The sequence below is a fragment of the Mesorhizobium sp. M7A.F.Ca.CA.002.05.1.1 genome (assembly GCF_003998335.1).
Classification (GTDB): domain Bacteria; phylum Pseudomonadota; class Alphaproteobacteria; order Rhizobiales; family Rhizobiaceae; genus Mesorhizobium.
In genome coordinates this window covers 1-13,061 of the sequence record NZ_RZQI01000059.1, presented here as the reverse complement: position 1 = coordinate 13,061, position 13,061 = coordinate 1, and the positions used below count along the sequence as shown (strand labels likewise).

The following is a 13,061-nucleotide window of genomic DNA, read 5'->3' as shown; positions in this document are numbered from 1 at the left end:
ACCCGCATCTGGCCCGTATCGACCAGGTCGCGGCGGGCAATGCCGAGGACATCACCGGGGTGGCGAAGCTCGGCGGGCGGCTGAACAAGGGCACCTTCACCTCGCCGGTGACGGATTTCTACCTGACCAACCCGATCGCGCGGGCATCGGCCGTGATGGCGGAATGCTCGGCACTGGCCAAGAGCGGCTTCAAGCAGGCGGCGGAATAAGCATGGACACTTTCTTCTCCTTCTACGTGCTGCCGGCGCTGATCATTCTGCTGAAATCGGTCGTGCTGATCGTTATCCTGCTGATTTTCGTTGCCTACATCCTCTACGCCGACCGCAAGATCTGGGCGGCGGTGCAACTGCGCCGTGGCCCGAACGTCGTCGGCCCCTGGGGCACGCTGCAAGCTTTCGCCGATCTGCTGAAATTCGTCTTCAAGGAGCCGGTCATCCCGTCCGGCGCCAACAAGGGCGTGTTCCTGCTGGCGCCGCTGGTCTCGGCCGTGCTGGCGATCTCGGCCTGGGCGGTCATTCCGGTCAATCAGGGCTGGGCGATCGCCAACGTCAATGTCGGCATCCTCTATGTCTTCGCCATCTCCTCGCTTGAGGTCTATGGCGTGATCATGGGCGGCTGGGCCTCCAACTCGAAATATCCGTTCCTCGGCGCGCTGCGTTCGGCCGCTCAGATGGTGTCCTACGAGGTCTCGATCGGCTTCGTCATCGTCACCGTTCTGCTCACCGCCGGCTCGCTCAACCTCACCGATATCGTGCTGTCGCAGCATGATGGAATTGGTACGCGGCTTGGCCTGCCCAACACCTTCCTCGACTGGAACTGGCTGGCGCTGTTCCCGATGTTCATCATCTTCTTCATCTCGGCGCTGGCCGAGACGAACCGGCCGCCTTTCGATCTGGTGGAAGCCGAATCGGAACTGGTCGCCGGCCACATGGTCGAATATTCGTCGACGCCGTTCCTGCTGTTCTTCCTCGGCGAGTATGTCGCCATCGTGCTGATGTGCGCGCTGGCCACCATCCTGTTCCTCGGCGGCTGGCTGCCTCCGTTCGACTTCGCGCCGTTCACCTGGGTGCCGGGCGTCATCTGGTTCGTGCTGAAAGTCTGCTTCGTGTTCTTCGGCATCTCCATGGTGAAGGCCTTCGTGCCGCGCTACCGCTACGACCAGTTGATGCGGCTTGGCTGGAAAGTGTTCCTGCCGATCTCGTTGTTCATGGTGGTCGCCACCGCGGCCTTCCTCAAGATCACGGGGTTTGCGTGATGTCCGCTCTTTCCCAAGCCGCCAAATCGCTGCTGCTGCAGGATTTCGTCAGCGCCTTCTTCCTGTCGATGCGCCAGTTCTTCGCGCCGAAGGAGACGATCAATTATCCGCACGAGAAGGGGCCGACCAGTCCGCGCTTCCGCGGCGAGCATGCGCTGCGCCGCTATCCCAATGGCGAGGAACGCTGCATCGCCTGCAAATTGTGCGAGGCGATCTGCCCGGCGCAGGCCATCACCATCGAGGCCGGCCCGCGCCGCAATGACGGCACGCGCCGCACGGTTCGCTACGACATCGACATGGTGAAGTGCATCTATTGCGGCTTCTGCCAGGAAGCCTGCCCGGTCGACGCCATCGTCGAGGGGCCGAATTTCGAATTCGCGACGGAGACGCGCGAGGAACTCTACTACGACAAGGACAAGCTGTTGGCGAATGGCGACCGGTGGGAGCGCGAACTGGCGCGCAACATCTCGCTGGACTCGCCCTACCGCTGATATTTGACGCATGGGCGGGGCAGGGGCCTCGTCCAGAGGATGATCCCGAAAAGTTGCGGACTTTTCGGACCAGATCATGCTCCGGAATACAGAGTGGCCCATGTTTCTTTCGATCGGGCCTTTCAACCCGATCGGAACATGGGCTAGGACAACGCGGCTTTGGAACCGGAGGCGGAACCAGGCCAGAGACAACAAACAGGACGAGCGTCCTGTTCGTACAGGAACCCGGGGGATCCCCAATGTTGAGTGGACTAGAGGCGGCCTTTTTCTACCTCTTCGCCTTTGTCGCGGTGGCTTCGGCGTTCATGGTCATTTCGTCGCGCAACCCCGTGCATTCGGTGCTGTTCCTGATCCTGACCTTTTTCAACGCCGCCGGCCTGTTCATGCTGACCGGGGCCGAGTTCCTGGCGATGATCCTGCTCGTCGTCTATGTCGGCGCGGTGATGGTGCTGTTCCTGTTCGTGGTCATGATGCTCGACGTCGATTTCGCCGAGATGAAGGAAGGCGCACTGCAATATGCGCCGATAGGCGCGCTGGTCGGGCTGATCCTGGCGGCGGAGCTGATCGTCGTTCTCGGCGGCTACACTTTCGCGCCGCAGCTCGCTTCGACGGTCTCCAAACCCATTCCGGATCTCGCCACGCGGACCAATACCGCCGCGCTCGGCGACATCCTCTATACCGACTACCTCTACTACTTCCAGATTTCGGGCCTCGTGCTGCTGGTCGCCATGATCGGCGCCATCGTGCTGACCCTGCGCCATAAGCCAGGCGTCAAGCGGCAGTCGATCGCGGCCCAGGTCGGCCGCACGCCGGCGACCGGCATGGAAATCCGCAAGGTCAAGACAGGCGAGGGACTCTGAGATGGTTGTCGGCATCGCACATTATCTGACCGTATCGGCTGTTCTGTTCACGCTCGGCGTGTTCGGCATCTTCCTGAACCGCAAGAACGTCATCGTCATCCTGATGTCGGTCGAACTGATCCTGCTGGCGGTCAACATCAATTTCGTCGCCTTTTCGGCGGCACTGGGCGATCTGGTCGGCCAGGTGTTCGCGCTGTTCGTGCTGACGGTCGCGGCGGCCGAGGCCGCCATCGGACTTGCCATTCTCGTCGTCTTCTTCCGCAACCGCGGCTCGATCGCGGTCGAAGACGTGAACATGATGAAGGGTTGACGGAACCACCATGTATCAGGCCATCGTCTTCCTTCCCCTGCTCGGCTTCCTGATCGTCGGCCTGTTCGGCACGTCGCTCGGCGCCAAGGCGTCCGAATACATCACCTCCGGTTTCCTGGTGATCGCGGCCGTGCTGTCGTGGGTCGCTTTCTTCACCGTCGGTTTCGGCCATGGCGAGGTGTTCACCGTGCCGGTGATGCGCTGGATCCAGTCAGGCGGGCTGGAAGCGGCCTGGGCGCTCAGGATCGACACGCTGACGGTGGTGATGCTGGTGGTGGTCAACACCGTGTCGGCGCTGGTTCACATCTATTCGATCGGCTACATGCACCACGATCCGAACCGGCCGCGCTTCTTCGCCTATCTGTCGCTGTTCACCTTCGCCATGCTGATGCTGGTGACATCAGACAATCTGGTGCAGATGTTCTTCGGCTGGGAAGGGGTGGGCCTCGCCTCTTATCTGCTGATCGGCTTCTGGTACAAGAAGCCGTCGGCCAATGCCGCGGCAATCAAGGCCTTCGTCGTCAACCGCGTCGGCGATTTCGGCTTCGCGCTCGGCATTTTCGGCCTGTTCGTGCTGTTCGGTTCGGTCAATCTCGGCACCATCTTTGCCAATGCGGCGACGTTCATTCCGGCCGAAGGCGCCCCGCACGGCGCCGCGGTGCTGACCTTCCTCGGCTATGCGCTGGACAAGCAGGCGGCCATGACGATCGTTTGCCTGCTCCTGTTCATGGGCGCCATGGGCAAGTCGGCGCAAGTGCCGCTGCACACCTGGCTGCCGGATGCCATGGAAGGCCCGACACCGGTTTCCGCGCTGATCCATGCCGCCACCATGGTGACGGCCGGCGTGTTCATGCTGGCACGGCTGTCTCCGCTGTTCGAACTGTCGCATTCGGCGCTGACTGTGGTGACCTTCATCGGTGCCTTCACGGCCTTCTTCGCGGCCACCGTCGGTCTCGTCCAGAACGACATCAAGCGCGTCATCGCCTACTCGACCTGCTCGCAGCTCGGCTACATGTTCGTGGCACTCGGCGTCGGCGCCTATGGCGCGGCGATCTTCCACCTGTTCACGCATGCCTTCTTCAAGGCGCTGCTGTTCCTCGGCTCGGGCTCGGTCATCCATGCCGTGTCCGACGAGCAGGACATGCGCAAGATGGGCGGCCTCAGGAAACTGATCCCGACCACCTACTGGATGATGGTGATCGGCACGCTGGCGCTGACCGGCGTCGGCATTCCGGTGACGGTCATCGGCACCGCCGGCTTCTTCTCCAAGGACGCCATCATCGAGAGCGCCTTTGCCGGCCACAATTCGGTTGCCGGCATGGCCTTCGTGCTTTTGGTCATCGCCGCCTGCTTCACCTCCTTCTACTCCTGGCGGCTGATCTTCATGACCTTCCACGGCAAGCCGCGGGCGAGCCATGAGGTGATGCACCATGTCCATGAATCGCCGCCGGTGATGCTGGTGCCGCTGTTCATCTTGGCCGCGGGCGCGCTGTTTGCCGGCGTCATCTTCCACGGTGCCTTCATCGGCGAGGGCTATGCCGAGTTCTGGAAGGCATCGCTGTTCACACTGCCTGACAATCACATCCTGCACGACATCCACGAATTGCCGCTGTGGGTCGAACTGTCGCCCTTCATCGCCATGCTGATCGGCTTCGCGCTGGCCTGGAAATTCTACATCCGCTCGCCGGAAATGCCGGTCAACCTCGCCGCGCAGCATCGCGGGCTCTACGCCTTCCTGCTCAACAAGTGGTATTTCGACGAGCTCTACGACTTCCTGTTCGTGCGGCCCGCCAAGCGCCTCGGCCATTTCCTGTGGAAGACCGGCGACGGCACCATCATCGACGGCCTTGGCCCGGATGGCATTGCGGCGCGCGTCGTCGATGTCACCGACCGCGTCGTCAAGCTGCAGACCGGCTATCTCTACCACTACGCCTTCGCCATGCTGATCGGCGTTGCCGCACTCGTCACCTGGATGATGCTCTGATGACCGCCTGGCCAATCCTCTCGCTGGTCACCTTCCTGCCGCTGGTTGGTGTGCTGCTTATCCTGTTCATCAATGACGACAGCGAAAATGCACGCCGCAACATCCGCGCCATCGCGCTGTTGACGACGACTTTCACGTTCATCATCTCGCTGTTCATCTGGACCGGATTTGACAATTCGCAGTCCGGCTTCCAGTTCGTCGAGAAGGTCGCCTGGCTCGACTCCGGCATTTCCTACCATATGGGCGTCGACGGCATCTCGATGCTGTTCGTCATCTTGACGACGTTCCTGATGCCGCTCTGCATCCTGGCGTCGTGGGAATCGATCGAGAAGCGCGTGAAGGCCTACATGATCGCCTTCCTGCTGCTCGAAACGCTGATGATCGGCGTGTTCTGCGCGCTGGACATCGTGCTGTTCTACGTCTTCTTCGAAGCCGGCCTGATCCCGATGTTCATCATTATCGGCGTCTGGGGCGGCAAGCGGCGCGTCTACGCCTCGTTCAAGTTCTTCCTCTACACGCTCGCCGGCTCGGTGCTGATGCTGCTCGCCATCATGGCGATGCTCTTCCAGTCCGGCACAACCGACATCCCGACGCTGCTGACCCACAACTTCCCGGCCAGCATGCAGACCTGGCTATGGCTTGCCTTCTTCGCCTCCTTCGCGGTGAAGATGCCAATGTGGCCGGTGCACACCTGGCTGCCCGACGCGCACGTCGAGGCGCCGACGGCGGGCTCCGTCATCCTGGCCGGCATCCTGTTGAAGATGGGCGGGTACGGCTTCCTGCGCTTCTCCTTGCCGATGTTCCCGCTGGCGTCGGAAATGTTCGCGCCGCTGGTCTTCGCGCTGTCGGTCGTCGCCATCATCTACACCTCCCTGGTGGCGCTGATGCAGGAAGACATGAAGAAGCTGATCGCCTATTCGTCGGTTGCTCATATGGGCTTCGTCACCATGGGCATCTTCGCCATGAACCAGGAAGGCGTGCAGGGCGCGATCTTCCAGATGCTCAGCCACGGCCTCGTCTCCGGTGCGCTGTTCCTGTGCGTCGGCGTCATCTACGACCGCATGCACACACGTGAGATCGCGGCCTATGGCGGCCTGGTCAACAACATGCCGAAATACGCCACGGTGTTCCTGATCTTCACCATGGCCAATGTCGGCCTGCCCGGTACCAGCGGCTTCGTCGGCGAGTTCCTGACCATGCTCGGCGTGTTCCGGGTCAACACCTGGGTGGCGTTCTTCGCCGCCACCGGCGTCATCCTGTCGGCCGCCTACGCGCTCTGGCTCTACCGCCGGGTGATCTTCGGTGCGCTGACCAAGGACAGCCTGAAGGGCCTGCTCGACCTGTCGCTGCGCGAGAAGGTGATCATCTACCCGCTGGTCGTTCTAGTCATCTTCTTCGGCGTCTATCCCGCCCCGGTCTTCGACGCGACGGCCGAATCGGTCAAGTCGCTCGTCACCAATGTCACTGCATCCATCGGCGCCGCGCAGACCGCGGCGGCGAACTGACCAGAGGTTTTGCGAACCATGACGCCGGACCTTCTCTCCAGCCTGTCGCTCTCGACGCCAGAGCTGATCCTTGCCGTCGGCGCGCTGGCGCTGCTGATGGTCGGAGCCTATTCGCGCGCCAACACGGCCAACACGGTAACCGGCCTTGCGGTGGCCGTGCTGGCGATCGCAGGCGCCTGGCTGATCTTCCGGACCGGGCAGGGCAGCGCTTACGGCAATGCCTTCATCCAGGATTCCTTCGCCCGCTTCATGAAGGTGCTGGCGCTGGTCGGCTCGGCGGTGACGCTGGTGATGTCGATGCGCTTTGCCAAGGCTGAACGCTTCGACAAGTTCGAATATCCGGTGCTGATCCTGCTGTGCACGCTCGGCATGATGTTGATGATCTCCGCCAATAGCATGATCGGGCTCTATCTCGGCCTCGAACTGCAATCGCTGGCGATCTACGTGCTGTGCGCGATCAACCGCGACAATCTGCGTTCGACTGAGGCTGGCCTCAAATATTTCGTCCTCGGCGCGCTGTCGTCGGGCATGCTGCTCTATGGCATCAGCCTGGTCTATGGCTACACCGGCAACACCGGCTTCCAGGAAATCGCTTCTGCGCTCGGCAGCGGCGAGCGCCAGCTTGGCCTCGTTTTCGGCCTCGTCTTCGTGCTGGCCGGCCTGGCCTTCAAGATCTCGGCGGTGCCGTTCCACATGTGGACGCCAGACGTCTATGAGGGCGCGCCGACGCCGGTGACGGCCTTTTTGGCGGCGGCGCCCAAGATGGCGGCGATGGCGCTGATGGTTCGCGTCACCATGGGCGCGTTCAAGCCGATCGCCGCAGACTGGCAGCAGATCATCGTCTTCATCTCGATCGCCTCGATGGCGCTTGGTGCTTTCGCCGCCATCGGCCAGACCAACATCAAGCGGCTTATGGCCTATTCCTCGATCGGCCATATGGGCTACGCGCTGGTCGGCCTTGCCGCCAACAGCCAGGCCGGCGTGCGCGGCGTTGCCATCTACATGCTGATCTATCTGGTGATGACGCTCGGCACCTTCGCCTTCATCCTCGCCATGCGGCGCAAGGAAGGCAATGTCGAGCAGATCAGCGACCTGGCCGGCCTGTCGTCGACCAATCCGATCATGGCGACGATCCTGACCATCCTGATGTTCTCCCTGGCCGGCATTCCGCCGCTCGCCGGCTTCTGGGGGAAATGGTACGTCTTCCTCGCCGCCATCAACGCCAATCTCTATGCGCTGGCGATCATCGGCGTGCTGGCCTCGGTGGTGGGCGCCTATTACTACCTGCGCATCATCAAGATCATGTGGTTCGACGAACCGGTTGGCGGCTTCGTGCCGATGGCGACGGAATTGCGTGTCGTGCTCGGCGTCTCCGGCGCCTTCGTGCTGTTCTACGTGCTGATCGGCGGGCCGATCGGCACCTATGCCGAAGCCGCCGCCAAGACGTTTTTCTAGTCGGCATGGCATTTCGGCTGGCTCCAACCTCGGCGTCGGAAGGGTTCCGGCTCGAGGCGCATGAGAGCGTCGGCTCCACCAATGGGCTGGCACTGGACCACGCAAGGGCAGGCGACCCCGGCAGATTGTGGGTCGTTTCCAAGAAGCAGGAAAGCGGGCGTGGCCGGCGCGGCCGCGTCTGGGCGACCCCCGAAGGCAACCTCGCGGCGACGCTGCTCGTCATCACCAAGGCGGAGCTTCGCCTTGCCGCGACGCTGGGCTACGTCGCCGGACTGGCGCTGGCCGATGCGCTCGACGCCGTGGTGCCGAAGGGCCGGATCGCCATCGGCCTCGACGGCGGCAGCGAAGGAAAGAACCGTTTCGAACTGAAATGGCCGAACGACGTGCTCGCCTCCGGCGCCAAGCTGGCCGGCATCCTGCTGGAATCGGCAATCCTGGAAGGCGGCCGTTTCGCGGTGGCGGTCGGCATCGGCGTCAATGTGGTGGCATACCCCGAGGATTTGCCCTATCCCGCAACATCACTCAGCGCGCTGGGCGCGGCATGCGATGCGGAAACACTGTTCCTGGCGCTGTCGGATGCATGGAGCGAGAATGCCCGATTGTGGGACGAGGGGCGCGGACTTGCCGCCGTCAGGCGACGCTGGCTTGATCGTGCTGCGGGGCTCGGCGGCGAAGTTGCTGTCAGAATTGACGGTAATGTGGTGCGTGGGGTGTTTGAGACCATTGACGAGGACTGCCGTTTCGTGATCCGCGACGATGAAGGTTCGGTTCGGACGATCGCCGCCGGCGATGTGCATTTCGGCGCGGTCGCTTCGGCCAGGGCATAGAGCCGTTCATGAACGGTTCTAACTGTTTGTTTTTGCGCAACTCCGGTGGGAAAACCGTTACAAACTTTTCCCGGAATTGCTTTTTGGGCTTGGCCTGAGGGCCAGGAAGGGAAAAATCATGGCGAAAGCGGAAACCGCCGAACTCGTCTTCGTGCCGCTCGGCGGCGTCGGTGAGATCGGCATGAACTTCGCTCTTTACGGCTACGGGCCGCCCAATGCGCGCGAATGGATCGTCATCGATGTCGGGGTGACCTTCCCCGATGCCAGCCTGCCGGGCGTCGACCTTGTGCTGCCCGACACGCGATTCATCGAGGAGAACCTCGCCAATCTGCGCGGCATCATCATCACGCATGCGCATGAAGACCATTATGGCGCGCTGCTCGACACATGGCCGAAGCTGAAGGCGCCGGTCTGGATGACGCCGTTCAGCGCCGGCCTGCTGGAGGCCAAGCGGCAAGGCGAGCAGGGCGCGCCGAAAATACCGGTGACGATCTACCGGGCGGGCGAGAAATTCACCGTCGGCCCGTTCGAGATCGAAGCCATTCCGGTCGCGCACTCGATTCCCGAGCCGATGTCGCTGGCGATCACCTCGCCGGCAGGCACCGTCATCCATACCGGTGACTGGAAGATCGATCCGGAGCCGACGATCGGGCCGAAGACCGACGAGGCGCGTTTCCGCGCCTATGGCGACAAGGGCGTTTTGGCGCTGATCTGCGATTCGACCAATGCGCTGCGCGAAGGTGAGTCGCCTTCGGAAGTGGCTGTGGGCGAGGGCCTCAAGGGCGTCATCCAGGCTGCCAAGGGCCGTGTCGCCGTCACCACATTCTCCTCCAATGTCGGACGCATCGTCTCGATCGCCAAAGCGGCGCGCGATGCCGGACGCCAGTGCCTGGTGCTTGGCCGTTCGCTGAAGCGGGTCATCGATGTGGCCGGCGAACTCGGCTACATGGACGGTCTGCCGGAGTTCATCGCCGAGGAGGATTTTGGTTTCATCCCGCGCGAGAACCTGGTCATCATCTGCACCGGCAGCCAGGGCGAGCCACTGGCCGCACTGGCCAAGCTGTCGCGCGAAGAGATGAAGTCGGTGTCACTGACGGCAGGCGACACGGTGGTGTTTTCCTCGCGTACCATTCCCGGCAACGAGAAGGCGATCCTCGAGATCAAGAACCGCCTCATCGACCTCGGCGTCAAGATCATCGAGGACGGCGATGCACTGGTGCATGTCTCCGGCCATCCGCGGCGCAGCGAATTGCGCAAGATGTATGAATGGGTGCGCCCGCAGATCGGCGTTCCCGTGCATGGCGAGGCGGCACATCTGGTGGCGCAGGGCTCGCTGATGTCGACATCGGGCATCGGCCAGGTGGCGCAGGTGCGCGACGGCGACATGCTCAGGCTTGCTCCCGGCCCAGCCACCATCATGGATCAGGTGCCGTTCGGCCGTATCTACAAGGATGGCAGACTGATCGGCACCGATCAGGCGATGGGCATCCGCGACCGGCGCAAGCTGTCCTTTGCCGGCCATGTGGCGGTCAATGTCGTCCTGGACGACAAATATGAGCTTGCCGGCGACCCCGACCTGGTCGCCATCGGCGTCGCCGAGGCCGATGGCCGTGGCGAGTCGCTGGAAGATCTGATGATCGATGCGGCAATCGGCGCGGTGGACTCCATCCCCCGTCAGCGCCGAAAAGATCTCGACCTGGTTCAGGAAGCAGTGCGGCGCGCCGTGCGCGGCGCCGCCAACGAAGCCTGGGGCAAGAAGCCGCTCGTGACTGTATTCGTCACAAGATGACGAAAGGGAGTAGGGGAGTACGGGAGTAGGGGAGTAGGAAGAGCAAACAGCTGACATATCTGTCTTTTCCCCTACTCCCCTACTTGGGAGTGCCAATGCTCGGACGTCTGAACCATGTCGCGCTTGCCGTGCCGGACCTTACGGCTGCCGTCGCTGCCTATCGCAACACGCTGGGCGCGGAAGTGACGGCGCCGCAGGCGCTGCCGGAGCATGGGGTGACGGTGGTGTTCGTCAATGTCGGCAACACCAAGGTCGAACTTCTGGAGCCTTTGGGCGAGGGATCGCCGATCGCCGCCTTCCTGGAGAAGAATCCTTCCGGCGGCATGCACCACCTTTGCTATGAGGTCGACGACATACTGGCCGCGCGCGATCGGCTCAAGGCCGCCGGCGCCCGCGTGCTGGGCGACGGCAATCCGAAGATCGGCGCGCACGGTAAGCCGGTGCTGTTCCTGCATCCGAAGGATTTCTTCGGAACGCTGATCGAACTGGAGCAATCATGAGCTGGGTTTCGTTCACCGCCCTGTTTTTCGCGACCTGGTGGGTGGTGCTGTTCGCCGTGCTGCCGTTCAGCGTGAGGACGCAGGACGATGATCGTGACGTGACGCTGGGCACGGTTCCGAGCGCGCCGCGCGGTCCCCACATGCTGCGCGCCGTGATCCGCACCACCATCGCCACCGCGATCCTGATGGGCATTTTCTATGGCCTGACGCATGGGCTTGGATACAGCCTCAACGACATCCCGCACATCGTGCCGGAATTCAGCCAAACCTTAGCCAAATAGCCGGCCCCGGCCCAAGAAGATTTGTCCGGCAAAGACGTTTTCATCCTTCGGAACAGCTTGGTTCCAGACAGGGATGCCGTGCCGTTTTGCGGCCGGACGAGCGCTGACGCTGGGTAAGGTGGTTTGGCAACGCGTTGCGCTAAGCAGATGATTGCACAAAAAAAATGCAAGGCACGAGGCCTTGCAATTTAAACGCGTCCGATCTGTTTCCGGTTTCCGGCGGCAGCGAGTAACCGCGCCTAGATCGCATCCTCCCAAGACTTTGACCGCGTAGGAGAGCAGATTTTTTTCTACCCTCTCGGTTATCGAGGTACATTAGCCTAAGGCGAATGAAAATGTCACGAAGAATTTTGCCTTGAAACGGGCATTCTCGTGCTGCACTGCACAATAGTGTGGCAGGCGTTGCTTGGCGAACGATCATCAAGACGCGCGCGGTGACCGGGAGGCCTTGCAGCGCCGTGGGTCTTCTGGGCGGGCGAAGGACGGTGCGACGCTTCTGATCCCGGCTATCCCGTGCTTTCTGAAATCGATTGCCGCTTTTCGGGCCGAAGCGTCCGGGTTCCCATTCCGCCTTGAAATGGCTATGAAGCCGGGTCAAGCAAGCCAAAGTCGCGCCGATTCTGGCGCGGCCCTCCTCACTCACGGACCTGTCCATGCGTTTGTCGCGCTATTTCCTGCCGATCCTCAAAGAAAACCCGCGCGAGGCCGAGATCGTCTCGCACCGGCTGATGCTGCGTGCCGGCATGATCCGCCAGCAGGGACAGGGCAGTTTCTCGTGGCTGCCGCTCGGCAAGCGGGTGCTGGACAAGGTCTGCCGCATCATTCGCGAGGAGCAGAACCGCGCCGGGGCGCTGGAAATCCTGATGCCGACCATCCAGTCGGCCGATCTGTGGCGCGAAAGCGGCCGCTATGACGACTACGGCAAGGAGATGCTGCGCATCAAGGACCGGCAGGACCGCGACATGCTCTACGGCCCGACCAATGAGGAAGTGGTCACCGAGATCGTCCGCGCCTATGTGAAATCCTACAAGGACCTGCCGCTCAATCTCTACCACATCCAGTGGAAGTTCCGCGACGAAGTGCGGCCGCGCTTCGGCGTCATGCGTTCGCGCGAGTTCCTGATGAAGGACGCCTATTCCTTCGACCTCGACTTCGAGGGCGCCAGGGCGGCCTACAACAGGATGTTCGTGTCCTATCTCCGGACTTTTACGCGCATGGGGCTGCAGGCGATACCGATGCGGGCCGACACCGGGCCGATCGGCGGCGATCTCAGCCATGAATTCATCATCCTGGCCGACACCGGCGAGAGCCAGGTCTATTGCCACCGCGACTATCTTTCGCTCGATGTGCCCGGAGAGAAGACCGACTTCGCCAATGCCGCCGAGATCGGCGATATCGTCAAGACCTGGACGACACCCTACGCGGCCACCGACGAGATGCACGACGAGGCGGCGTGGGAGAAGATCGGCGAGAGCGACAAGGTTTCGGCGCGCGGCATCGAGGTCGGCCACATCTTCCATTTCGGCGACAAATACTCCAAGCCGATGGGCGCCAAGGTGACCGGGCCCGACGGCAAGGATCATTTCGTCTCCGGCGGCTCCTACGGCATCGGTCCGTCGCGGCTGGTCGCGGCGATCATCGAAGCCAGCCATGACGACAACGGCATCATCTGGCCGGAGGCGGTGGCTCCGTTCGACATCGGGCTGATCAACATGAAAGCGGGCGACGCCGAGTGCGACCGCGTCTGCGACGAGCTGCATGCCGCTTTCGTCGCCGCCGGCAAGGACGTGCTCTACGACGACAC

Annotated in this window: 13 protein-coding genes; all 13 read left to right on the top strand. The window is 62.4% G+C overall.

Annotated features, from left to right (window positions below):
• The coding region (locus EN939_RS05385) for a hypothetical protein (RefSeq protein ID WP_164750886.1) at positions 1-209 on the top strand (209 nt) is incomplete at its 5' end.
• Between the two features lie 2 nt (positions 210-211).
• Positions 212-1,255 carry an NADH-quinone oxidoreductase subunit NuoH gene (gene nuoH / locus EN939_RS05380; protein WP_027034808.1) on the top strand — a complete coding sequence of 348 codons (1,044 nt, stop codon included), beginning with the start codon at positions 212-214 and terminating at the stop codon, positions 1,253-1,255.
• The gene (gene nuoI, locus EN939_RS05375; protein WP_023812382.1) at positions 1,255-1,746 is read left to right on the top strand and encodes an NADH-quinone oxidoreductase subunit NuoI; all 492 of its coding nucleotides are present in this window, start codon (positions 1,255-1,257) and stop codon (positions 1,744-1,746) included. The genes nuoH and nuoI overlap by 1 nt, the downstream gene beginning before the upstream one ends.
• A 239-nt stretch (positions 1,747-1,985) precedes the next feature.
• Positions 1,986-2,606 carry an NADH-quinone oxidoreductase subunit J gene (locus EN939_RS05370; RefSeq protein ID WP_127267204.1) on the top strand — a complete coding sequence of 207 codons (621 nt, stop codon included), beginning with the start codon at positions 1,986-1,988 and terminating at the stop codon, positions 2,604-2,606.
• 1 nt (position 2,607) lies between these two features.
• Positions 2,608-2,916 (top strand): NADH-quinone oxidoreductase subunit NuoK, encoded by a 309-nt coding sequence (nuoK, locus tag EN939_RS05365; protein WP_010910101.1) that lies wholly within the window; start codon positions 2,608-2,610, stop codon positions 2,914-2,916.
• Positions 2,917-2,926: 10 nt separating this feature from the next.
• Positions 2,927-4,900, top strand: a complete 1,974-nt coding sequence (gene nuoL / locus EN939_RS05360; RefSeq protein ID WP_127267203.1) for an NADH-quinone oxidoreductase subunit L — start codon at positions 2,927-2,929, stop codon at positions 4,898-4,900.
• Complete coding sequence (locus EN939_RS05355) at positions 4,900-6,405, top strand: NADH-quinone oxidoreductase subunit M (protein ID WP_127267202.1); 1,506 nt, start codon at positions 4,900-4,902, stop codon at positions 6,403-6,405. The genes nuoL and EN939_RS05355 overlap by 1 nt, the downstream gene beginning before the upstream one ends.
• An 18-nt stretch (positions 6,406-6,423) precedes the next feature.
• A complete protein-coding gene (gene nuoN / locus EN939_RS05350; RefSeq protein ID WP_127267201.1) occupies positions 6,424-7,860 on the top strand; it encodes an NADH-quinone oxidoreductase subunit NuoN in 1,437 nt (478 codons plus the stop codon).
• Between the two features lie 5 nt (positions 7,861-7,865).
• Positions 7,866-8,687 (top strand): biotin--[acetyl-CoA-carboxylase] ligase, encoded by an 822-nt coding sequence (locus EN939_RS05345; protein ID WP_127267200.1) that lies wholly within the window; start codon positions 7,866-7,868, stop codon positions 8,685-8,687.
• Between the two features lie 118 nt (positions 8,688-8,805).
• On the top strand, positions 8,806-10,476 hold the full coding sequence (locus EN939_RS05340; RefSeq protein ID WP_127267199.1) for a ribonuclease J: 1,671 nt from the start codon (positions 8,806-8,808) through the stop codon (positions 10,474-10,476).
• Between the two features lie 95 nt (positions 10,477-10,571).
• Positions 10,572-10,976, top strand: coding sequence for a methylmalonyl-CoA epimerase (gene mce / locus EN939_RS05335; RefSeq protein WP_127267198.1), 405 nt, complete (start codon positions 10,572-10,574; stop codon positions 10,974-10,976).
• Positions 10,973-11,257 carry a DUF1467 family protein gene (locus EN939_RS05330; RefSeq protein ID WP_127267197.1) on the top strand — a complete coding sequence of 95 codons (285 nt, stop codon included), beginning with the start codon at positions 10,973-10,975 and terminating at the stop codon, positions 11,255-11,257. The genes mce and EN939_RS05330 overlap by 4 nt, the downstream gene beginning before the upstream one ends.
• Before the next feature lie 653 nt (positions 11,258-11,910).
• A partial coding sequence (gene proS, locus EN939_RS05325) for a proline--tRNA ligase (RefSeq protein WP_127267196.1) occupies positions 11,911-13,061 on the top strand: 1,151 nt, incomplete at its 3' end.

What these genes read in the sequence shown, in the direction of transcription:
- nuoH (WP_027034808.1), top strand. Translation starts at nt 212, where the DNA reads ATGGACACTTTCTTCTCCTTCTACGTGCTGCCGGCGCTGATCATTCTG.
- nuoI (WP_023812382.1), top strand. Translation starts at nt 1,255, where the DNA reads ATGTCCGCTCTTTCCCAAGCCGCCAAATCGCTGCTGCTGCAGGATTTC.
- EN939_RS05370 (WP_127267204.1), top strand. Translation starts at nt 1,986, where the DNA reads ATGTTGAGTGGACTAGAGGCGGCCTTTTTCTACCTCTTCGCCTTTGTC.
- nuoK (WP_010910101.1), top strand. Translation starts at nt 2,608, where the DNA reads ATGGTTGTCGGCATCGCACATTATCTGACCGTATCGGCTGTTCTGTTC.
- nuoL (WP_127267203.1), top strand. Translation starts at nt 2,927, where the DNA reads ATGTATCAGGCCATCGTCTTCCTTCCCCTGCTCGGCTTCCTGATCGTC.
- EN939_RS05355 (WP_127267202.1), top strand. Translation starts at nt 4,900, where the DNA reads ATGACCGCCTGGCCAATCCTCTCGCTGGTCACCTTCCTGCCGCTGGTT.
- nuoN (WP_127267201.1), top strand. Translation starts at nt 6,424, where the DNA reads ATGACGCCGGACCTTCTCTCCAGCCTGTCGCTCTCGACGCCAGAGCTG.
- EN939_RS05345 (WP_127267200.1), top strand. Translation starts at nt 7,866, where the DNA reads ATGGCATTTCGGCTGGCTCCAACCTCGGCGTCGGAAGGGTTCCGGCTC.
- EN939_RS05340 (WP_127267199.1), top strand. Translation starts at nt 8,806, where the DNA reads ATGGCGAAAGCGGAAACCGCCGAACTCGTCTTCGTGCCGCTCGGCGGC.
- mce (WP_127267198.1), top strand. Translation starts at nt 10,572, where the DNA reads ATGCTCGGACGTCTGAACCATGTCGCGCTTGCCGTGCCGGACCTTACG.
- EN939_RS05330 (WP_127267197.1), top strand. Translation starts at nt 10,973, where the DNA reads ATGAGCTGGGTTTCGTTCACCGCCCTGTTTTTCGCGACCTGGTGGGTG.